Here is a 19,804-nt window from a genome sequence, read left to right as displayed (position 1 = left end):
CGCCATGACCACCGATCCGGCCAATGCCTCAGGGGCTGAGGCGCAGCCTCGGGCGGCCGACCCGCAGCCTCGGGCGGTCGACACGCAGCCGCCGGCGGCCGACCCGGCCGTCGCGCGCTACCTGGCATGGCTGCAGGGCAGCCGCAAGCTTGCCGAACACACCATCCGCAGTTATCGCCGCGACCTGACCGCGCTGCAGGCGCACGCCGCCAGGCACGCGCCCGGGTTCGCGCTGCTGACGCTGCAGACCCGCCATATCCGCGCCTTTGCCGCGCGCATGCACGGCGAAGGGCTGGCCGGCACCAGCATTGCCCGCACCTTGTCCGCCTGGCGTGGCTTCTATCTTTGGGCGGCGCAGCACGGCCTTGGGGTCCAGGCCAATCCGGTGGATGGCGTGCGCGCGCCGCGTTCCGGTCACCGGCTGCCCAAGGCACTATCCGTCGAGCATGCCGTGGCGCTGGTGTCCCATGCCGGGGGGACCGATGCCGCGGCGCTGCGCGACCAGGCGGTGTGGGAACTCTTCTATTCCAGCGGCTTGCGTTTGTCGGAGCTGGTGCAGCTCGATGTCCGCTATGAAAAGCTCGATGGCTATGAGTCTGCCGGCTGGCTCGACATGTCGGGCGCCGAACTGACCGTGACCGGCAAGGGCTCGCGCCGGCGTACGTTGCCGGTTGGCAGCAAGGCGATGGAAGCCTTGCGCGGCTGGCTTGCCGTGCGGGAGCAGCTATTGCGGCCGGGCGCCGCACCCGTGGATGCATGCGCGCTGTTCCTGGGTGCGCGCGGACACCGGCTGTCGATGCGCGTGGTGCAATTGCGGCTCAAGGAGCAGGCCATTCGTGCCGGGGTGCCAGCGGACGTGCATCCGCATATGCTCAGGCATTCGTTTGCCACGCATATGCTGCAATCGTCGGGCGACCTGCGGGCGGTGCAGGAGCTGCTCGGGCACGCCAGCATTTCCACGACGCAGATCTACACGTCCCTGGACTTCCAGCATCTGGCGAAGGTCTATGACAAGGCGCATCCGCGGGCCGGGCGCGCGGCGCCGGCCAAGGACGATGACGAGGATGACCACGATGGCAGCGCGTCGTCCCTGAAGGACTGATCCCTCAATCCGCCCACTGCGCCAGCACCTCCCGGAACCGGTCGATTTCCGGCAACAACCACCCTCGAAACGCCTGCACTTTCGGCGAATCGAGCGTCCCGGGCGCGCACACGAAATACAGCAGCCACGGACACGGAATGCTGACATTGAACAGCCGCACCACGCGCCCGGACAGCAGGTCGTTGTAGGCCAGCGAGGAACGGATCAGCGTAATGCCCTGGCCTTCGGCCGCCGCCTGCAGCAGCAGTGAGGAATCTTCGAGCAGCAGCCCCTTGCGCGGCTCGGGCCAGTCCAGCCCGGCGGCGTCGAACCATGGCTTCCAGGGATCCCCTTCGCCGCGCAGCAGGTTCAGGCCGGCCAGGTCGCCAGGCCGCTGCGGCAGGCGGCCGCCGTTGAAGCTCGGGCTGCAGACCGGAAAGAACACATCGTCGAGCAGCTTTTCCACATAGAGGCCCGGGTAGTCGCCGGTGCCCATGCGCAGCGCGATATCGACCTCTTCCTGGCCGAAATCCACAAGCGTATTCGACGACAGCAGTTCGACGTCCAGTTCGGGATGCCGTTCGATGAAGCTGCCGATGCGCGGCATCAGCCAGCGCGCGGCGAATGACGGCATGGTGCTGATGGTGAGCCGCTTGTCACGGTTGCCGGCCTGCAGCACCCGCGTGGCGTCGGCAATCTGCAGCAGGGCGTCGCGGATGCGTTCGGCGTAGAGGCGCCCGGACGGCGTCAGGGCAACGCGCTTGCCGTGACGCTCGAACAGCGGCATGCCAAGCTCTTCTTCGAGTGCGCGGATCTGGTGACTGACTGCGCCATGCGTGACGAACAGCTCGGTCGCTGCGCGCGAAAAGCTCTCATGCCTGGCTGCCGCCTCGAACGCGCGCAGTGCCGTCAGCGCCGGCAAGCGCGGCAGTTCACGGTGCCAGCCGCGCGGCATGTCGCTGTCCGATGCACCTTTCCATGCCATGACACCCTCCGCTTTGTGAGCTTCACTAACAAGAACCTCAAAAATATATCGTTTTGCCAGTGCCCGGGCAATCACTAGAATTCAATTCACCGGCGCCCCATTGCCTCTGCGAATCTTGCGATTCGAAGTGGCCTGGAGGGAAAACCAGGCCAGTACCGGTCAGATGGCAAGCACTCGGCAAGACCCGGCAAGACCTGCCGAGGCCGGCGGATAGGAGATCCATTATGCAAGCCCTGCTCACAACGACCGTTTTCACCCTGAGTCCCGGCGAAGTGACCGCGCTGTCCATGCATGCGGCACAGCGCCTCCATGTGGAAGATGCCGCCGGCACCGACCTGTGGATCACCCGCGAAGGCGATTCCGAGGATTACTGGCTGCGTTGTGGCGCGAGCCTGCTGCTGCGGCGTGGCGATGAAGTGGTGCTGAGCATCGACCCGCGTGCCCGCCGTGCCGTGCGCCTGGCGCTGATCGCCGAGGCGCGTCGCCCGGTGCCGACGCTGGCCGATGTCCCGCACCTCGTGTACCGCGCGCTGCGGCGCCTGGTTCGAGGCACGGAGTGGACGCCAGGCGACGACCACGCCAAGGTCGCGTGACGCGATGCACGGAGAATCGTCCCCGGCACATGCACCGCGGTTGCGCCTGGTCTGGTCCAGGCCGGGTGATGAAACCGGCAGCCCGGACACGGGGCGGGACTGACGAATCCCCCATGAACGTGGCAGGGGCCGGCGAAAGCCGGCCCTTTTCGTTACACTCTCGCCATGCATCCGATTCAAGTCATCGAGCGGGGCCGCGAGGATTACCAGCCCTGCTTCGACGCGATGCGCGCCTTCACTGCCGCGCGCTCGCCCGAGACGCCTGACCAGGTCTGGCTGGTCGAACACCCTCCGGTCTACACGCTTGGCCAGGCGGGCGATCCCGCGCACCTGCTGGCGCCGGACGCGCACATCCCGATGGTGCAGATCGATCGTGGTGGACAGATCACTTACCACGGCCCCGGCCAGGTGGTGGCCTATCTGCTGCTCGATCTCAAGCGCCGCAGGCTGATGGTGCGCGAGCTGGTCAATGACATCGAGCAGGCCGTGCTGGACACGCTCGCGGCGTATAATCTCGCGGCTGAGCGCAAGCCCGGCGCCCCCGGCATCTACCTGTCGGACGGGCTGCACCGGGGCGCCAAGATTGCCGCGCTCGGTCTCAAGATCCGCAATGGCTGCAGTTATCACGGCGTCAGCCTGAACGTGCAGATGGATCTGGCGCCGTTCCTGCGCATCAATCCGTGCGGCTATGCCGGACTGGAAACCGTCGACATGGCCACTGCCGGTGGACACTGGCAGGACCAGCCCGTGACCGCCGCACAACAAACTGACATCGCGCGACGCCTGGCGGCGGCATTGTGCGAGGTGCTGGCAGCGCGCGAGGCCCGTGCGCTGGCGGCAGACAAGACTGCCGCCACGCCGGCCCTGGCCTCTTTGTGACAAGCTGACAAGCGAATTGCACGCCATTGCGTGCGGAGATATTTATGAGCGACGCCCTGATCGCCTCCTCCAGCGACACCCCGCAATCCCCCGCGGAGCAGTACGATCCGACCCGCAAGCAGAAGTCTGCCGACAAGACCGCGCGCATCCCCATCAAGATCGTGCCGGCCGAGAAGCTCAAGAAGCCGGACTGGATCCGCGTGAAGGCCGCCACCGGCAACTCGCGCTTCTACGAGATCAAGGACATCCTGCGCGCCAACAACCTGGTGACGGTGTGCGAGGAAGCGAGTTGCCCGAACATCGGCGAATGCTTCGGCAAGGGCACGGCCACGTTCATGATCATGGGCGACAAGTGCACGCGCCGCTGCCCCTTCTGCGACGTCGGCCACGGCCGCCCCGACCCGCTCGACGTGAACGAGCCGGGCAACCTGGCCCGCACCATCGCCCAGCTCAAGCTGAACTACGTGGTGATCACCAGCGTCGACCGCGATGACCTGCGCGACGGCGGTGCCCAGCACTATGTCGACTGCATCAGCCAGACCCGCGAGCTGTCGCCCGTTACCCGCATCGAAGTGCTGGTGCCCGACTTCCGCGGCCGCCTGGACAAGGCGCTGGACATCCTGCAGGCCTGCCCGCCGGACGTGATGAACCACAACATGGAAACCGTGCCGCGCCTGTACAAGCAGGCCCGCCCGGGCGCCGACTACGCGCACTCGCTCAAGCTGCTGCAGGAGTTCAAGCGCCGCAACCCGAACGTGCCGACCAAATCCGGCCTGATGGTGGGCCTGGGCGAGACCGACGAGGAAATCCTCGAAGTCATGCGCGACATGCGCGCGCACGACATCGACATGCTGACCATCGGCCAGTACCTCGCGCCGTCGAACCACCACCTGCCGGTGCTGCGCTACGTCCATCCCGACACCTTCAAGATGTTCGAGGAAGAGGCCTACAAGATGGGCTTCACGCACGCCGCCGTGGGCGCCATGGTGCGTAGCTCCTACCACGCCGACCAGCAGGCGCATCAGGCCGGGTTTGCCTGATCGGCACCCGCGCATCGGAATCAGCCAGGCGGCCGGGGAAACCCGGCCGTTTTGTTTTGGGGCAGCCCACTGCGCAAGCGGGGCAGGTCGCAGTTCTTATTAGGGTCAATCCTTAGTGCCGCGCCTGGCCTTGTTTCGTTATGATGAATTCATCGATAAATTATCGATGAATTGCTGGTGAGTCACATCTGGTGCCATACCGGCCTACACTGATCAGCAGTGGTCCAGCCTGTGTTGCCCATGACCTCCTGTACTGTCCACCGTCTTGCCGAACAGGCGCTGCTCTGCAGCGTGCCGCCGCCGGCCTCGCTCGAGGCCCAGCGCCGCATCTGGGCCATGGCGGCGCGCGCGGCCGACTGGCGCGGCGTGGTCGACGTCGTGCCCGGCATGAACAACCTGATGGTGATCTTTGACGAGGCCGCCGATGTCGCGGCGCTCGAACGCAACCTGAAGCTCGCCTGGGCCTCGGGCGAGGCGAGCCAGGCTATCGGCCGGCTCGTGGAGATTCCCGTGCGCTACGGCGGCGAGCATGGGCCCGACTTGGCCGATGTGGCCGCGCATACGGGCCTGAGCCCGCAGGAAGTGGTGCGCCGCCACAGCGCGGGCGAGTACGTGGTGTACTTCCTCGGTTTCCAGCCGGGCTTTGCCTACATGGGCGGGCTGGCGCCGGAACTGGCCACGCCGCGCCGGCGCGAGCCGCGGCTGGCCGTCCCGGCCGGCTCGGTTGGCATCGGCGGCGAGCAGACCGGCATCTATCCGGCCTCCGCCCCGGGCGGCTGGCAACTGATCGGGCATACCGATGCCGCGCTGTTCGTGGCCGATCGCGACCCGCCTTCGCTGTTCGCCCCCGGCGATACCGTGCGTTTTGTTGCCGAGGAGGTCATCGCGTGATCGAGATCATCCGGCCCGGTGCGCTGGCCTCCGTGCAGGATCTTGGCCGCACCGGCTTTCGCCGCTTCGGCGTGGGGCGCTCCGGCGCCATGGACCCGCTGGCGCTGACCATCGGCAACCGGCTGCTCGGCAATGCGCCCGGCTGCGCCGCCATCGAATTCACGCTTGGCCGTGCCGCCGTACGCTTCCACGCCGATATGCGCGTGGCACTGGCCGGCGCCGAGTGCAACGCCAACCTGGACGGCATATCGGTCTGGTCCTGGCACGCCTTCGACGTGCGCCGCGGCGAGACGCTGACGCTGCCCGCCACGCGCGGCGGCACGCGTGCCTACCTGTGCGTGGCGGGCGGCATCGACGTGGAGCCGGTGATGGGCTCGCGCAGCACCGACCTGAAGGCCGGCTTCGGCGGCTTTGCCGGGCGTGCGCTGCATGAGGGTGACCGCCTAGTCGCCGCGCGCCCCGGCGTAGTCGATGGCTCGGACTGGCTCGGCGTGCAGGCGCCGGCGTGGGCGCTGCCGTGCGCCGACGCCGGCGACGCCATGCCGATCCGCGTGCTGCCCGGCCCCGAGTACGAAGATTTCGAGCCCGCCGCGCAGGCCGCGCTGTGGGATTCCGAGTGGACCATCACGCCGAACAGCAACCGCATGGGCCTGCGCCTGCAGGGCCCCGTGCTCGCGCGCAAGGCAGAGCGCAGTGCCGACCTGCTCTCGCACGGCGTGGTGCCGGGCGTGATCCAGGTGCCGCCGGCCGGGCAGCCGATCGCGCTGATGGCCGATGCGCAGACCACCGGCGGCTACCCGAAGATCGGCGTCGTGATCGGCGCCGACCTGTGGCGCCTGGCGCAGGTGCCGCTGGGCGCGACGGTGCGCTTCGTGCGTGTCACGCTCGCGCAGGCCGCAGCCGCGCAGGCCACCGTGGACCGCTACCTGCGCCAGATTGACCAGGCCCTGCAATGGCAGGGAGACGGCATGACCATTGCCGCGCGCCGCCGCACCCGCACGCGCGCAGCAGCCTGAAGGAGAACCGCAATGCAGATCGATTTGAACGCCGACCTTGGTGAAGGCTGTAGCAATGACGAGGCGCTGCTCGCGCTGATCAGTTCCGCCAACGTGGCGTGCGGCTGGCATGCGGGCGATGCCGCCACCATGCTGCAGACCGTGAAGTGGGCCATTGAAAAGGGTGTTGCCATCGGCGCGCACCCGAGCTTCCCTGACCGCGAGAATTTCGGCCGCACCGAGATGCAGCGCGACCCCGAAGCCGTCTACGCGGACGTGCTGTACCAGATCGGCGCGCTCGCCGCGATCGTTCGCGCACAGGGCGGCCAACTGCACCACGTCAAGCCCCATGGCGCGCTGTACAACCAGGCCGCGCGCGACCCGGCGCTGGCCGGGGCGATCGTGCGCGCCGTGCGCGACTTCGATTCCGACCTCGTCTTCTTCGGCCTGGCCGGCAGCAAGATGATCGACGTGGCGCGCCAGGCCGGCCTGCGCGTCAAGGAAGAAGTCTTTGCCGACCGCGGCTACAACCCCGACGGCTCGCTCGTCAAGCGCGGCACGCCGGGCGCGCTGCATGAAGACGAGGAAGTCGCCCTGAACCAGACGCTGACCATGGTGCGCGAGCAGCGCGTGCGCGCCATCGATGGCAACTGGGTCCCGATCCGCGCCGAGACCGTGTGCCTGCACGGCGACGGCGCCCACGCGCTTGCCTTTGCGCGCCGCATCCGCGAGCGGCTCGGCGCCGAAGGCATTGCAGTCCGTGCCGGCGCCTAGGCACGCAACCGAGGCCTCCGGCAATTCCCGCAGCCTTTCCCGTCGTGCAGTCTGACGGCTGAAGGCCGCCCGCCTCCATCACACGCTCTGGTGTCTCTTATGGAACAGGCAGTCAACCTCTGGCCCCTAATCGGGGTCGGCGTCATCATCATCGGCTTCGTGCTGCGCTTCAATCCCATGCTGGTGGTGGCCCTGGCCGCCATTGCCACGGGCCTTGCCGCCCCGATGCCGGTCATGCAGATCTTCGCCGCGATCGGCACCGCCTTCGTCAAGGCGCGCAACCTGCCGCTGATCATCCTGCTGCCGCTGGCCGTGATCGGCCTGCTGGAACGGCACGGCCTGCGCGAGCATGCGCAGGCGTGGATCGCGCGCATCGCATCGGCCACCGTCGGCCGCCTGCTGATCGTCTACCTGGGCGTGCGCGAGCTGACCGCGGCGGTCGGCCTGACCAGCCTCGGCGGCCATCCGCAGATGGTGCGCCCGCTGCTGGCGCCGATGGCGGAAGGTGCGGCGGAGAACCGCTTCGGCCACCTGCCGGAGCCCGTGCGGCAGCGTGTGCTGGCATTCTGCGCGGCCACCGACAATGTCGGCCTGTTCTTCGGCGAGGACATCTTCGTGGCGTTCGGCGCCATCGCGCTGATGCATACCTTCCTGCTGTCGTCGAATATCGACGTGGAGCCGCTGCATATCGCCGTGTGGGGCATCCCGACCGCGGTCTGCGCGTTCCTGATCCACGCGGTGCGCCTGAAGCGCCTGGACGGCTGGCTGGAGCGCGAGCTTGGCGGCAAGGCCGCCGCCACCGATGTCGCGGCCAAGAGCGGGGAGTAAGCCATGATCGTTTCCATCGAGTACCTGTACTGGCTGGCGGGCCTGGTCCTGGCCATTACCGCGCTGCTGACCTTTGCCGACCGCGAGCATCCGCGCCGCTTCAGCACGGGCCTGTTCTGGTTGCTGTATGCCGCCGTCTTCCTGATCGGCGACCGCCTGCCGCCCGCGGCAGTGGGCATCGGCGCCGTGGTGATGGCGCTGATCGCCGGCTTCGGCGGCGTCGGCCACGGCAAGCATGACACGCTGCCCGAAGAAGAGCGCCGCGCCAGCGCGCGCCGCCTCGGCAACAAGCTGTTCGTGCCGGCGCTGCTGATTCCGCTGGTGACCGTGATCGGCACCGTGCTGTTCAAGGATGTGAAGATCGCGGGCATTCCCCTGCTCGATCCGAAGAACGTGACCTTCGTCTCGCTCGGCATCGGCTGCCTGATCTCGCTGGGCGTGGTGTGCTGGCTTACGCGCGACTCGGTCGCGCAGGGCGTGCGCGAATCGCGCCGGCTGACGGAGTCGCTCGGCTGGGCGCTGGTGCTGCCGCAGATGCTGGCGATGCTTGGCCTGGTGTTCGCCGACGCCGGCGTGGGCAAGGCCGTGGCACACCTGACCACCGCCTACATCAACATGGACTACAAGCTGGTCGCGGTGGTGGTGTACTGCGTCGGCATGGCGCTGTTCACGGTCATCATGGGCAACGGCTTCGCGGCGTTCCCGGTCATGACCGGCGGTGTCGGCGTGCCGATCCTGATCGGCATGTTCCACGGCAACCCGGCGGTGATGGCGGCGATCGGCATGTTCTCGGGTTACTGCGGTACCCTGATGACGCCGATGGCGGCCAACTTCAACATCGTGCCGGCCGCGCTGCTGGAACTGGAAGACAAGAACGCCGTGATTCGCGCGCAAGTGCCGACCGCGCTGGCGATCCTCGCCGCGAACATCGCGCTGCTTTACTTCCTCATGTAAATCCGGAGACCCGTCATGCGCACCGTATTGCTCACAGGCTTCGAGCCGTTCGAGAACGAGCCGATCAACCCGTCCTGGGAAGCGGTGCGCGCACTCGACGGCGAGCGCATCGGCGATGCCATGGTCGTCGCGCGCCAGTTGCCGTGCGTGTTCGGTGCCGCCATCGATGCCATGGCCACGCTGCTGCGCGAACTGAAGCCCGCGGTGGCCATCGCGGTCGGACAGGCGGGCGGACGCACGGAAATGTCGGTCGAGCGCGTGGCCATCAATGTCGACGATGCCCGCATCGCCGACAACGCCGGCGCGCAGCCAATCGACACCGTGATCGCGGCGCAAGGTCCGGCCGCGTACTTCTCCACGCTGCCGATCAAGGCGATCGCGCGCGACATGCGCGCGGCCGGCGTGCCTGCCGCGGTATCGCAGACGGCGGGAACGTTCGTCTGCAATCACGTGTTCTATGGCCTGATGCACGCCCTGGCTACGCCCGCCGGCGCAGGCGTGCGCGGCGGCTTTATCCATATCCCCTACCTGCCCGAGCAGGCTGCGCGCCATCCGGGCGAGCCCAGCATGTCGCTGGAGATGATGGTCCGGGGTATCCGCCAGGCTGTTGCCACCACGCTGGCAACGGAGGTCGATGTGCGCGAGCAGGGTGGCCAGTTGCACTGAGTGCGTGCGTCCCGACGGACGTCTTGTCTTTCCCTCTCCGACAGGTGGGAAACGGCAGCAGGCGCTGGCCTTACTGCGCCTCCGTGGTCTCCTCCGCGGTCTTCTTGAGCGCCTCCCTCCGCGCCGCCGCCGCCTTGCGCCGCTCATGCCGCCGCAGGCTCACCTGTTCAAAGCGCCACATCACATAGCAGAACGCCAGGAACGGCCACAGCCACCCGAGCCATTGCGCCAGGCTGTTGAAATGGACGAAGCGCCCCATCCGCCAGCCCTGTTCGGAGATCCATGCATACGGGTTCGACGGCAGCACATTGGTGAGCACGACCAGCGTGATCAGCGCGGCCATGGCCAGTACCGCGCGTATCCAGCGCGGCGCATACAGCAGCACGGCGAGCGCCAGCGAGCTGGTCAGCAAGGCGAAGCGGCCGCCTTCGGAGAGCCAGTTGAAGGCGTTGCCATCGGGGAATTGCAGTTCCGCCACCGCGGCCTTGATCAGCAAGGCCGTGGCGAGCAGCCCGGCCAGGATGCGCAGCATCGGCGCGTGCCGGCGCATGGCGATCGATGCGAACAGCCCCGTGCCCAGCCAGCTGCTGGCCGTCACCAGCGTTTCCAGCAACTGCTGGCTCTGCATGTCGTCAGGGCGCAGGCCGATGCTTTCCTGCCATGCCGGCAGCGACGGCACCAGCATCTGCAAGACCTGCATGGGCCATGAGTCCGGGTCGGTCAGCCATTCGCGCACGATGCCGCCCATGCCGAACAAATGCTCCTGCGGAAAGATCTGCGCGAACGGCCACAGCAGCAGCAGCAGGATGGCGAAGCTTGCATGGGGCTCGAACCATGCGGTGCGCAGCTGCGTGAGCGTGCCGCGGTCGATCAGCGCGGAGGTGAACGGCGCCACCACGGCGCCGCCGAGCAGCGCGCCCAGCGCATTGGTGATGAGGTCGATGTTCGAGGAGATGCGGCTCGGCAGCCAGGTCTGCAGCGCTTCCATGCAGCCGGAGAGCAGGGCGCCCGCGACGAACGCGATCAGCGTGGCGCGCGCGCCCGACACGCGCGGATGCAAGGCAAGCACCGCCAGCGCGCCGAACGGACAGTAGCCGAGCACATTGGTCAGCAGGTCGAACTCGGTGATGTAGCGCGGCTTGGGCGCGCTCAGGAACGCGAACGGCGAGATGCCGTTATCGGTCCAGCCGCTGAACGGGTACAGGCTCGCGTAGACCACCAGCAGCGTGAAGCACACGAGGCCCACCCGCGCCAGCGGCGAGTGCCTGGGCCCGTTCGCCTCAGGCAGCGGTGCCTGCGGCGGCATGGCGGGCGGCGTGGGTGCCGGCACCATGGTGCTGTTGTCCTACTTGCCCTGCAGGGGCAGCGTGGCCGCCCACGCCAGCATGTCGGCGATGACCTTGTCGGTGCTGTCCGCCAGCGCCTTGACGCCACCCGCGCCGTCGGCGCTGGGCGCCGGCTCGCGTGCGGCGAAGGTCTGCTGGCCGATCATGCCATGGTGGTACACGGTGGCGCGCACGCGCACTACGCCGCGGCTTTCGGTGGCACTGTCGAACACCTGCTCGAACTCGAGCATGTCGATCTTGAGTGCGGGCACGGAGGTATCGCCAAACCACGTGAGCGCGCCGCGCGCGGCCACGGCTTCGCGCAGGCGGCCGTCGAACAGCTGCGTGGGCGGGATCACCCAGCGCTGCGTGGCATAGGACTGCATCCGCTGCGCCTGCGAGTACTGCAGGCGGTAAAACAGCGCATTGCTTTCCATCCATGTCGGGCCTTCGGTCTGGGCGATTCTCAGCTTCGGCAGCTTCGCGAGCGTGCCGGCCGAATTCTCGATGGACAGCGGCGGCCCCAGGTCATAGGTGGTGACGGGCGGCGACGAACGGGTCAGCGCGCAGCCCGCCAGGGCGGACACAATGGCCAGCGCGGCGAACAGAGTCCTGGCGGCGCGGCGGGCAGTGGGCAGGGCTGGTGTCGATGTCACGATCGGCCTCGGTGGGTCATCAGGGCTGGCATATTGGTCGCGGCGGTCACTGCGGTCACGACAATCACGGGGCGCTGAAGCCGGGCTCGCCCGGACCCGGCACCGGCGTTGGCGAGCCGAACAGCAGGCTGTTCGGGCTGTCGCTGAACTGTCCGGCGGCGCGTTCGAAGGTGCGCGCGGTCTGACGCGCGTCGCGTGCCAGGCCGTTGATCTGTGGCAGCGTCTCCTGGCTGAGCGTACCGGCGGCGGACTGGATCGACTCGGACGCGCCCTGCAGGTCGTGTCCGACCGTATCGACCGTGCGCAGCACCGTGCCGTTCGGGTTGGCCAGTTCCTGCGTGAGCCGGCGTGTCGATTGCAGCGTCATGTTGAGGTTCTCGGCCACCTGCGGCAGCCGCGCCGCGGCCGGCGCAAGGGATGCAGACAGGCGCGAATAGTCCTCGCCGGTCTTGTGGATCGAGCGGATGGCCGCCATCAGCTCGGCCCGGTTGTTGGTCTGGAACATGTCGTTGAGCGAGGTCATGATGGTCTCGACCTGCGTGAGCAGCGAGTCGCCGCGCTTTTCCAGTTCCTCGAAGAAGCCGGGCCGCATGGCGATGCGTGCCACGGCCTTGGGCGATGTGTGCAGCGGCGGCGACGTAACAGTGCCTTCCTCCGCGGCGGTGTCGTCGAGCTGCACGTAGGCGATGCCGGTCACGCCCTGGAAGCCCAGCGTGGCGTACGTGGTGCGCGTGATCGGCGTGTCCTGGTTCACGCTGACGCGCACGATGATCTGGCCGGGCACCTGCGGGTCGAAGCGGATCGACACCACCTTGCCCACTTCCAGGCCGCGGTACTTCACGTCCGCCTGCGGGCCCAGGCCGTTCACCGTGGAGCGCGTGATCAGGTCGTACGGCACGCGCACGGCGTGGTCGCTGCTGAACCAGAAAATCGCGAACAGCACCAGCACGGCCAGGCCGATCGTGAACAGGCCGGCGAGGAATGCGTGTGACTTGTTTTCCATCATTGTTCTCCAGGTTGCGCGCCGCCGGAGGCCGGCTGCAGGGCCTGCATCGCGCGCTGCGCCCGTTCGCCGAGGAAGTACTCGTGGATGAACGGATGGTCCACCTTGACGACTTCCTCGATCGGCGCCGCGGCCACCACCTTGTGGTCGGCGAGCACGGCCACGCGGTCGGACAGCGCCACCAGCGTGTCGAGGTCGTGCGTGATCATCACCACGGTCAGTCCCAGTTCGCGGCGCAACTCGCGAATCAACTCCACGTAACCGTCGGAGGCCATCGGGTCCAGGCCGGCGGTGGGCTCGTCCAGGAACAGCAGTTCCGGCTCCAGCGCCAGCGCGCGCGCCAGCGCCACGCGCTTGGTCATGCCGCCGGAAAGGTCCGACGGCATCTTGTCGGCATCGCGCGCTGTCAGGCCGACCATCTGCAGCTTGAGCAAGGCTGCCTGGCAGATGAGATTGTCGGGCAGGGCCCGGAGTTCACGCAGCGGCAGCGCGATGTTGTCGATGACCGACAATGCCGAGAACAGCGCCCCGCCCTGGAACTGCAGGCCCCAGCGATTGCGCAGTGCCTGCAGCTGTGCGGACTTCAGGCGGGTCGGATCCTCGCCAAAGACGCGGATCGACCCCGACGTGGGCCGCTCCAGCCCGACGATCTGCCGCAGCAGCACCGTCTTGCCACTGCCCGAGCCGCCCACGATGGACAGGACTTCGCCGCGGTAGACGTCCAGGTTCACCCCGTCGTGCACGACGGCCTTGCCATAGCGCTTGACCAGGTCGTGTACTTCGATGACGGCATCGCCGCGCGCGGGGGCCGGTGACACGTCGGGGGTGGCGGTCGCGGGGGTGACGGTCATAATCACAGGCCCACGTCCTTGAACATCACGGCGAAGATGGCATCGGCAATGATCACGATGGTGATCGACACAACGACCGAGGCCGTGGTGCCTTCGCCCAGGCTTTGGGTATTGGGTCTGATACGCAGCCCGAAGTGGCAGGCCGCCAGCCCGATCAGCATGCCGAAGGCCACCCCCTTGCCCAGGCCCAGCCACAGGTTGGCCACGGGCACGGCGTCGGGCAGCGCACGCAGGAAAAACGTCGGGCTGATGCCGAGCTGCATGCGCGCGGCGAGGATGCCGCCGGCCAGTGCCAGCACGTCTGTCCACGCCACCAGCAGCGGCATGCACACCGCCAGCGCGACCACGCGCGGCATGATCAGGCGGAAGCCGTGGGAAATGCCCATGACGCGCATGGCGTCGAGCTCCTCGGTCACGCGCATCACGCCGATCTGCGCGGTGATGGCCGAGCCCGAGCGCCCGGCGACCAGGATCGCGGCCAGAACCGGACCAAGCTCGCGGATCACGGCCATGCCGAGGATGTTGACGATGAAGGTGCTCGCCCCGAACGTGCGCAGCTGGTTGGCCGACAGGTATGACAGCACGACGCCGATCAGGAAACCGACCAGTGCCGTGATGCCGAGCGCCTTGTAGCCGATGTTGTAGATATTGGCCGAAATCTCGCGCCACGGTCCGCGCTGCGGCACGCGCGCGAAGCGGATCAGGTCGAAGGCGAGCTGTCCGAGCATGCTGATGCCGTTGGCGGCCTGCGCGCCGAACGACAACACCGAGCCGCCGAACACCGTGATCGGGTTGAACCGCTCGACGATATGCTTCTTCCAGCCATCGCTGTGCAGATTGGCAATGCGCTCGAACACGCGGCGCTGGCCCTGGCTCGCTTCGAGCCGCTCCGGCAGCTTGCCGTTCCAGGCCTGCCATAGCAGCTGCCCGCCCACGTGGTCGAGCTTGTCCACGCCGGCCAGCGACCAGTGGGCGTCCTCGGGCGCCTCCGTCAACGCGTGCAGCCGCGAGCGCATGGTGCGCGCCTCGTGGCACCCGGCCAGCGCGAGCGCGGTCCAGTCGCCACACAGCTGAACGCTGACGGTTCCGTCCTGGCGCGTGATGTCGAAGGCAGGCGTCGTCTGGCTTTCCAAGGGGTGGACAATGTGATGGCTTAGTCCCGATTCTAAGCCACAGGCCGGGGTGGCGCGAGGAAAGGGCGCCCGCGGCTACAATGCGGCCTTGGAACCGGCGCTTGCATCACGGCGGTTCCCGGGCCGGCGAGACCGGCGCCGCTTATCGGCTTTCCACGCCCTTGCCACGCGCTTGCCACGTCCATGCCTCGCATTCCCATGACCGCCGCCCCCGATCCGCAGCCCGCCAACGCGCAATCCTGGCGCATCGACGCCGCCGCCCTGCGTGCGCAATTGCCCCAGTCGCTGCAGGGGTGGACGCTCGACCTGGTCGAAGAAACCGGCTCCACCAACGCCGACCTGACGCTGGCCTGCCGGCAAGCGCCGTGGTCGGAGGCCGGCACGCTGCGCCTGGCCTACCGCCAGACCGCCGGCCGCGGCCGGCAGGGCCGTCCGTGGCAGGGGCAGGCGGGGCTGACGTTCTCGGTGGCGCTGCCGCTGGCGCTGGCGCCGTCGCAGTTGAGCGGCCTGAGCCTGGCCGTCGGGCTGGCGCTCGCGCAGGCGCTTGGCGATGTCGACGCGGGCCTGGGCGCGCGCGTCGGCCTGAAATGGCCGAATGACCTGCAGATCGACGGGCGCAAGCTTGCCGGCATCCTGATCGAGGCCGTGCCGGCCGGCCCGCAACGCGTCTGGGCGGTGGTCGGCATCGGCCTGAACCTGGTGCGCGATCCGCAGATGGAGGTCGCACTCGGACGCGGACTGGCCGGCGTGGCCGAAGCCGTGCCGGGCTTCGACGCGCGGCGCGACGCGACCGGGCTGCTGGCCGCCGTGCTCGCGCGGCTGGGTGCGATGCGGGAGCTGTTCCTGGCGCAGGGCTTCGCGCCCATGGCCGCGCAGTGGTCCGCACTGGACGCCTATCGCGACCAGCCGGTACGCCTGCTGCACGACGGCAAGGTGCTGGCCGAAGGCATCGCGCGCGGCGTCGATGGCGACGGTCAGCTGCTGCTGGAAACGCCGGCCGGGCTGGAACGCATCACCAGCGGCGAGCTGTCGCTGCGGCCCGCCGGAGGCGCGGCATGAGCGCGCCGGTGCTGCTGATCGATATCGGCAATACACGCCTGAAATGGGCCTGGTGCGATGCCGGCCGGGCGTCCGTGGCCGAGCCGGGGCACCTGCCCACGCCATGGCAGCACTGTGGCGCCGTTGCGCACACCGAAGAGGGCGCGATGAACGCGCTGGCTGGCGCATTGCGCGGCCTGCGCGACCTGCGCGGCAACGGGCCGATGCCATCGGTGTGGGTTACCAATGTCGCGGGACCGGTGATTGCCACTCGGGTCGACGCCGCGCTCGTGGCGGCGTTCGGCGCATGCCCCGCGGTGCAATGGGTGCGCAGCGCGGCCGCCCACGGCGACCTCGTCAACGGCTACCGCGAACCCACGCAGCTCGGCGTGGACCGCTGGGTCGGCGGCGTCGGCGCGCACCGCTGGCTACCCGGCGAAACCCTGCTGATCGTCACGGCGGGCACCGCCACCACCCTCGATATCGTCACGGCGCAGCCGGGCGGCCAGGCGTGCTTCGAAGGCGGGCTGATCCTGCCGGGCCTGGCGCTGATGCTCGGCGCGCTGGCGCGCAACACGGCGCAACTGCCGGCGCTGGACGTGGAGGATACCGGAACCGCAGCCGCCACGCGCCTGTCGTGGGCTGACAACACGCATGACGCCATTGCCGCGGGCTGCCTGGCCGCGCAGGCCGGCGCCGTGGAGCGGACCTGGCGCACGCTGAGCGAGCGCGGCCCCACGCGCTGCCTGCTGTCGGGCGGCGCGCGGCAGGCGCTGGCTGGCGCGCTCGCCGTGCCGTTCGAGATGCACGATAATCTCGTGCTGCTCGGGCTGCATGCGATGGCAACGGCCTGAGCGCCGCGCCGCCGCCGTCATCGCCAGGCCCGGCAGGATCCGCCCGCATTCGTCTACGCGTCGACCTTTTCACACCGCCCCGCCCCATGTTCCGCCTTGGCCCGCCCGACCAGCCGCACTGGCTGTCGATCCTGCTGCCGCTGCTCCTGCTGGCAAACGTCGTCCTGCTCGCGGCCGTGCTGGGCGCGTTCGGCCCCGACCCGATGTCGGGCTGGCTCGGCACGCCGCGGGAACCGGCGCGGCTGCGGCAGCAGGTGCGCACCGAGCGCATGGAGCTTCGGCCCGCGCCGCCGGCGTCCGGCGCAGCCCCCGCGGCGGCTCCGCGCAGCGCCGGCCCGGCCGGCAAGGTCGTTGCGGTAGCGAGCGCGGGCAGTGACAGCCAGTGCGTGGAAATCGGCGGGTTCAGCGCGCAGGCCGCGCGCCGCGCGGCCGAAGACCTCTCCGGTGGCGCCTGGCAGGTGGAGCAGTTCGAGCGCCGCGAACAGGTGCGCTGGTGGATCCACCTGCCCGCCCAGCCCACGCGCGAGAACCTCGAACGCAAGCTGGCCGAACTGCGCCGCCGCAACGTGACCGACTATTCGGTGGTGACCAGCGGCGCGCCCGACGCGGAGTCGTTCACCGTGTCGCTGGGCCTGTTCCGCGAACGCGAACACGCGGAACACTACATGGAGACGCTGCGCGGACAGGGCGTGCGCACCGCCGTGCTGGCTGATGCGCCGCGCCCGTTCACGCGCCCGTGGCTGCGCGTGCGCGGTGCCGACGAAGCGGCGCGCGCACGGCTGGACGCCATGCGCCAGCGCTACGGCGCGGAAACGCTGCTGAGCTGCGGCGCCACCTGAGTCTCCGGTTTCAGCAGAGGCAGGCGGATGACGGGCCGGGGGCCCGTTGCTTTAACGATGCTGCCGGACCTTGGTCAGCAGCTTGGTGGTGGAGCGGTCGTGGAGGAAGGGGATGGCGATGGCCCGCCCGCCCCAGCTGCGCACCAGGCGCGTTTCCTCGAGCGTCTCGATGTCGTAGTCGCCGCCCTTCACGTAGATATCCGGACGCACCTGGCGGATCAGCTCCACCGGGGTCTGCTCGCGGAACATCGCCACCAGGTCCACGGAAGCCAGCGCGGCCAGCAGTGCCATGCGGTCGGATTCATGGTTCAGCGGGCGGTCGTCGCCCTTGCCCAGCATCCGGACCGAGCCGTCGCTGTTGACGCCCACGACCAGGCTGGCGCCGAGCTCGCGCGCCTGGGCCAGGTAGGTCGCGTGGCCCCGGTGCAGGATATCGAAGACGCCGTTGGTGAATACCAGCGGGCGCGGCAGCGCCGCGATGCGCGCGGCCAGCGCGGCGGCATCGTCGGGCAGGATCAGTTTGGATTCGAAGGCGGGTACGGACATGTCTGGGGCCAGGTTTTTCATCCCCGGAATGGTACCCCACCCCGGCTCGACCCCTGGCGGCCGATTCAGCCTGCGCGCCGCAAAGGCAAGGCCTCGTCATTGGCCGGCAGCGGCATGGTGGCCGCCGCGATCCCGCGCAGCACCGCCAGCAACTCCCGGCGCACCGTGCCGAGCCACGGCGCATCGGCGCACCCGGCCAGATAGAACAGGCTCAGGTTGGCCCAGGCAGGGAAGCCCGGCGGGACCTCGGTCACGTAGGCCGCGCTGGCGCCATCGATCCACGGCACATTGAACTTGAGCACCGGCGTCAGGCCGCCGCGCGAGCGCCACAGCGCCAGCTGGCCGTTCCAGGACGGCGCCACGGTCAGCCGCACGCCCTCCGCCGCGCCGGCCAGGTAGCGCCGCACGGGGCTGTCGGTGTCGGCATCGTCGCTGAGCAGGGTCCAGTGCTCGCGCTGGCCGTGGCCAGGGCCGGTGTCCGCCGCCGGCAGGCCGATCATGCAGCGCTGCGCCATGAGCATGTGCTCGGTGGCGATGCCGTCGAGCGACACCACGCCGTCGACCGTCACCGCGCAATCGATCAGCCCCCGGCGCAGCGCCTGGCCCACTTGCCGGCCGTTGTCGAGCACGCTGGAGACGATCTGGCGCTCCGGCAGCGCGGCCGAGAGCCCCGCCAGGATCTGCGTCAGCGCCGGGTCGCCGAGTGCCATCGACAAGCCGATGCGCAGGGTCTGCCTCGGTCCCGCCAGCCGTGGCGCCTGGCGGTTGTGTTCGATCAGGCCGTGCCAGTTCTGCAGCATGCCGGAGGCGGCCTTTTCCAGCTTCAGCCCACGCGCGGTCGGCACCAGGTTGCCGCGCCGTTCCAGGAAGAGCGGGTCGCCGGTCACTTCGCGCAGCTTGCGGATGGCGTAGACCACCGTGGGCGCGCGCATGCCGAGTGCCGCGGCGGCAGTGGCGATACTGCCGTGGCGCATGACGTGGAGAAAGACATCGAGCGCCTTGAAATCAATGTGACGCAATATTCAACCCCCTGACGATTATGTTGCCGCGTGCCGAATCAAAATGCCAGCCGATCGAATAACCGGCCATATCCGGAAATTCCCATGTTTTGTGGAAAGGTGGATATGCGGAATGGGCTCCCTGCTTGCGCGAGGGATGACTCACCCATTCGGGCCAGGAGCACTGCGACAAGGCCCTCCAGGACAGGAGGCGTGATTATCTTATCGTATATTTCAGTCCCTTACAAAATGACTAGATTAAATCATCTAATGTTTGCAAAAACGAACATTAATAATCAATATTCGTTACCACATTAACGGTGAGTGGTGATTTAGTTTTTCTTTTAGGTGATTTAAAAGATTTCGTGAAAAACCGTGAAAAGCCAGATGGAAGGCGGCGACGAGGGCACAGTGATCCACCATCCAGGCGATGTGGTAGCCCGTTACTACCTTCACGGGCGATGTTGTAGGTAATACTTTGGCCCCTTCGAACAAAGCAGCGGCCCTGGCGTGCATTCACCCCTTGATCCGCCCCATCGCTACACGACGATTGTGTCAGCGAGATTTGGATCGGATGAAACCATGCCGACGGGTTTGCCCGTGAAAATGGCGGGCACCAATGAAAAAAGCCCCATCGGTCCGATGGGGCTTTTCAGTCAGCGGGGAATGATTCCGGGGTTCAGGCCGGTTGCTCGCCACCGCCGGCCTGCAGGCTCGCGTTCAGTTCCTTGCGATAGCGGTTCAGGTCCTGCACCGTTTCAAAGGTGCGCTCGAACAGCAGCGACATATTGTGCAGGATCCGTTCGATGACTTTCTTTTCCCAGCCCTCGTCGAAGCGGATCTGCTCGTCGAGCCATTTTTCCAGCCAGTCGGGA

General features: G+C 68.1%; 21 protein-coding genes and 1 pseudogene. 13 read left to right on the top strand and 9 right to left on the bottom strand.

The features are described from left to right. The first annotated feature begins 4 nt into the window (after positions 1 to 4). Positions 5 to 1,102, top strand: coding sequence for a tyrosine recombinase XerC (locus tag KHO22_RS04560; protein ID WP_211945926.1), 1,098 nt, complete (start codon positions 5 to 7; stop codon positions 1,100 to 1,102). A gap of 4 nt (positions 1,103 to 1,106) precedes the next feature. Here KHO22_RS04560 and KHO22_RS04555 read toward each other — a convergent pair whose 3' ends face one another. Continuing rightward, on the bottom strand, positions 1,107 to 2,066 hold the full coding sequence (locus KHO22_RS04555) for a transcriptional regulator GcvA (protein ID WP_211945925.1): 960 nt from the start codon (positions 2,064 to 2,066) through the stop codon (positions 1,107 to 1,109). A gap of 224 nt (positions 2,067 to 2,290) precedes the next feature. Between KHO22_RS04555 and KHO22_RS04550 the strand changes: the two genes are divergently transcribed. The 9 genes from KHO22_RS04550 to pcp all read left to right on the top strand — a co-directional run bounded on the left by KHO22_RS04550 (position 2,291) and on the right by pcp (position 9,686). Then, entirely contained in the window at positions 2,291 to 2,659 is a 369-nt protein-coding gene (locus KHO22_RS04550) for a DUF2917 domain-containing protein (RefSeq protein WP_211945924.1), read from the top strand. Between the two features lie 165 nt (positions 2,660 to 2,824). Next, the gene (gene lipB / locus KHO22_RS04545) at positions 2,825 to 3,538 is read left to right on the top strand and encodes a lipoyl(octanoyl) transferase LipB (RefSeq protein WP_211945923.1); all 714 of its coding nucleotides are present in this window, start codon (positions 2,825 to 2,827) and stop codon (positions 3,536 to 3,538) included. 44 nt (positions 3,539 to 3,582) lie between these two features. Next, a complete protein-coding gene (lipA, locus tag KHO22_RS04540; RefSeq protein WP_211945922.1) occupies positions 3,583 to 4,578 on the top strand; it encodes a lipoyl synthase in 996 nt (331 codons plus the stop codon). A 240-nt stretch (positions 4,579 to 4,818) separates the two neighbouring features. Continuing rightward, entirely contained in the window at positions 4,819 to 5,469 is a 651-nt protein-coding gene (pxpB, locus tag KHO22_RS04535) for a 5-oxoprolinase subunit PxpB (protein WP_211945921.1), read from the top strand. Then, entirely contained in the window at positions 5,466 to 6,485 is a 1,020-nt protein-coding gene (locus KHO22_RS04530; RefSeq protein ID WP_211945920.1) for a 5-oxoprolinase subunit C family protein, read from the top strand. Before pxpB ends, KHO22_RS04530 begins: the two co-directional genes overlap by 4 nt. 12 nt (positions 6,486 to 6,497) lie before the next feature. Continuing rightward, positions 6,498 to 7,238, top strand: coding sequence for a 5-oxoprolinase subunit PxpA (gene pxpA, locus KHO22_RS04525; protein WP_211945919.1), 741 nt, complete (start codon positions 6,498 to 6,500; stop codon positions 7,236 to 7,238). Between the two features lie 99 nt (positions 7,239 to 7,337). Continuing rightward, on the top strand, positions 7,338 to 8,066 hold the full coding sequence (locus KHO22_RS04520; RefSeq protein ID WP_211945918.1) for a DUF969 domain-containing protein: 729 nt from the start codon (positions 7,338 to 7,340) through the stop codon (positions 8,064 to 8,066). Between the two features lie 3 nt (positions 8,067 to 8,069). After that, positions 8,070 to 9,020: a DUF979 domain-containing protein gene (locus KHO22_RS04515; protein WP_211945917.1), complete on the top strand. Its 951-nt coding sequence runs from the start codon at positions 8,070 to 8,072 to the stop codon at positions 9,018 to 9,020. Positions 9,021 to 9,035: 15 nt separating this feature from the next. Then, the gene (pcp, locus tag KHO22_RS04510) at positions 9,036 to 9,686 is read left to right on the top strand and encodes a pyroglutamyl-peptidase I (RefSeq protein WP_211945916.1); all 651 of its coding nucleotides are present in this window, start codon (positions 9,036 to 9,038) and stop codon (positions 9,684 to 9,686) included. Between the two features lie 70 nt (positions 9,687 to 9,756). Here pcp and KHO22_RS04505 read toward each other — a convergent pair whose 3' ends face one another. The 5 genes from KHO22_RS04505 to KHO22_RS04485 all read right to left on the bottom strand — a co-directional run bounded on the left by KHO22_RS04505 (position 9,757) and on the right by KHO22_RS04485 (position 14,654). Further along, entirely contained in the window at positions 9,757 to 11,019 is a 1,263-nt protein-coding gene (locus tag KHO22_RS04505; protein WP_211945915.1) for a VanZ family protein, read from the bottom strand. Positions 11,020 to 11,031: 12 nt separating this feature from the next. After that, positions 11,032 to 11,667, bottom strand: a complete 636-nt coding sequence (locus KHO22_RS04500; protein ID WP_211945914.1) for an ABC-type transport auxiliary lipoprotein family protein — start codon at positions 11,665 to 11,667, stop codon at positions 11,032 to 11,034. A 64-nt stretch (positions 11,668 to 11,731) separates the two neighbouring features. Continuing rightward, positions 11,732 to 12,673, bottom strand: a complete 942-nt coding sequence (locus KHO22_RS04495; RefSeq protein ID WP_211945913.1) for an MlaD family protein — start codon at positions 12,671 to 12,673, stop codon at positions 11,732 to 11,734. After that, complete coding sequence (locus tag KHO22_RS04490) at positions 12,670 to 13,521, bottom strand: ABC transporter ATP-binding protein (RefSeq protein ID WP_211945912.1); 852 nt, start codon at positions 13,519 to 13,521, stop codon at positions 12,670 to 12,672. Before KHO22_RS04490 ends, KHO22_RS04495 begins: the two co-directional genes overlap by 4 nt. A gap of 2 nt (positions 13,522 to 13,523) precedes the next feature. Further along, a complete protein-coding gene (locus tag KHO22_RS04485; RefSeq protein ID WP_211945911.1) occupies positions 13,524 to 14,654 on the bottom strand; it encodes an MlaE family ABC transporter permease in 1,131 nt (376 codons plus the stop codon). 198 nt (positions 14,655 to 14,852) lie between these two features. Between KHO22_RS04485 and KHO22_RS04480 the strand changes: the two genes are divergently transcribed. From KHO22_RS04480 to KHO22_RS04470, 3 genes are all read left to right on the top strand, one after another. Continuing rightward, the gene (locus KHO22_RS04480; RefSeq protein WP_211945910.1) at positions 14,853 to 15,713 is read left to right on the top strand and encodes a biotin--[acetyl-CoA-carboxylase] ligase; all 861 of its coding nucleotides are present in this window, start codon (positions 14,853 to 14,855) and stop codon (positions 15,711 to 15,713) included. Beyond that, complete coding sequence (locus KHO22_RS04475; RefSeq protein WP_211945909.1) at positions 15,710 to 16,546, top strand: type III pantothenate kinase; 837 nt, start codon at positions 15,710 to 15,712, stop codon at positions 16,544 to 16,546. Before KHO22_RS04480 ends, KHO22_RS04475 begins: the two co-directional genes overlap by 4 nt. An 86-nt stretch (positions 16,547 to 16,632) precedes the next feature. Next, positions 16,633 to 17,385 carry an SPOR domain-containing protein gene (locus KHO22_RS04470; RefSeq protein ID WP_211945908.1) on the top strand — a complete coding sequence of 251 codons (753 nt, stop codon included), beginning with the start codon at positions 16,633 to 16,635 and terminating at the stop codon, positions 17,383 to 17,385. 51 nt (positions 17,386 to 17,436) lie between these two features. On the opposite strand, the gene rfaE2 is transcribed toward KHO22_RS04470, so the two are convergent. From rfaE2 to KHO22_RS04455, 3 genes and pseudogenes are all read right to left on the bottom strand, one after another. Beyond that, positions 17,437 to 17,931: a D-glycero-beta-D-manno-heptose 1-phosphate adenylyltransferase gene (gene rfaE2, locus KHO22_RS04465; RefSeq protein WP_211945907.1), complete on the bottom strand. Its 495-nt coding sequence runs from the start codon at positions 17,929 to 17,931 to the stop codon at positions 17,437 to 17,439. 65 nt (positions 17,932 to 17,996) lie between these two features. Further along, positions 17,997 to 18,950 (bottom strand): LysR family transcriptional regulator, encoded by a 954-nt coding sequence (locus KHO22_RS04460; protein WP_211945906.1) that lies wholly within the window; start codon positions 18,948 to 18,950, stop codon positions 17,997 to 17,999. Between the two features lie 658 nt (positions 18,951 to 19,608). Beyond that, positions 19,609 to 19,804: pseudogene (locus tag KHO22_RS04455) on the bottom strand (ferritin-like domain-containing protein); the annotation flags it as partial.

This window comes from Cupriavidus yeoncheonensis (genome assembly GCF_905397275.1).
In the GTDB taxonomy this organism is placed as follows: Bacteria; Pseudomonadota; Gammaproteobacteria; order Burkholderiales; family Burkholderiaceae; genus Cupriavidus; species Cupriavidus yeoncheonensis.
Note: the sequence above shows the minus strand (reverse complement) of the source record. Positions and strands in the feature narration are given on the sequence as shown.

Excerpts from the sequence above, each read along its gene's own strand:
- KHO22_RS04560 (WP_211945926.1), top strand. The coding sequence starts at position 5 with ATGACCACCGATCCGGCCAATGCCTCAGGGGCTGAGGCGCAGCCTCGG.
- KHO22_RS04555 (WP_211945925.1), bottom strand. The coding sequence starts at position 2,066 with ATGGCATGGAAAGGTGCATCGGACAGCGACATGCCGCGCGGCTGGCAC.
- KHO22_RS04550 (WP_211945924.1), top strand. The coding sequence starts at position 2,291 with ATGCAAGCCCTGCTCACAACGACCGTTTTCACCCTGAGTCCCGGCGAA.
- lipB (WP_211945923.1), top strand. The coding sequence starts at position 2,825 with ATGCATCCGATTCAAGTCATCGAGCGGGGCCGCGAGGATTACCAGCCC.
- lipA (WP_211945922.1), top strand. The coding sequence starts at position 3,583 with ATGAGCGACGCCCTGATCGCCTCCTCCAGCGACACCCCGCAATCCCCC.
- pxpB (WP_211945921.1), top strand. The coding sequence starts at position 4,819 with ATGACCTCCTGTACTGTCCACCGTCTTGCCGAACAGGCGCTGCTCTGC.
- pxpA (WP_211945919.1), top strand. The coding sequence starts at position 6,498 with ATGCAGATCGATTTGAACGCCGACCTTGGTGAAGGCTGTAGCAATGAC.
- KHO22_RS04520 (WP_211945918.1), top strand. The coding sequence starts at position 7,338 with ATGGAACAGGCAGTCAACCTCTGGCCCCTAATCGGGGTCGGCGTCATC.
- KHO22_RS04515 (WP_211945917.1), top strand. The coding sequence starts at position 8,070 with ATGATCGTTTCCATCGAGTACCTGTACTGGCTGGCGGGCCTGGTCCTG.
- pcp (WP_211945916.1), top strand. The coding sequence starts at position 9,036 with ATGCGCACCGTATTGCTCACAGGCTTCGAGCCGTTCGAGAACGAGCCG.
- KHO22_RS04505 (WP_211945915.1), bottom strand. The coding sequence starts at position 11,019 with ATGGTGCCGGCACCCACGCCGCCCGCCATGCCGCCGCAGGCACCGCTG.
- KHO22_RS04495 (WP_211945913.1), bottom strand. The coding sequence starts at position 12,673 with ATGATGGAAAACAAGTCACACGCATTCCTCGCCGGCCTGTTCACGATC.
- KHO22_RS04490 (WP_211945912.1), bottom strand. The coding sequence starts at position 13,521 with ATGACCGTCACCCCCGCGACCGCCACCCCCGACGTGTCACCGGCCCCC.
- KHO22_RS04480 (WP_211945910.1), top strand. The coding sequence starts at position 14,853 with ATGACCGCCGCCCCCGATCCGCAGCCCGCCAACGCGCAATCCTGGCGC.
- KHO22_RS04475 (WP_211945909.1), top strand. The coding sequence starts at position 15,710 with ATGAGCGCGCCGGTGCTGCTGATCGATATCGGCAATACACGCCTGAAA.
- KHO22_RS04470 (WP_211945908.1), top strand. The coding sequence starts at position 16,633 with ATGTTCCGCCTTGGCCCGCCCGACCAGCCGCACTGGCTGTCGATCCTG.
- rfaE2 (WP_211945907.1), bottom strand. The coding sequence starts at position 17,931 with ATGTCCGTACCCGCCTTCGAATCCAAACTGATCCTGCCCGACGATGCC.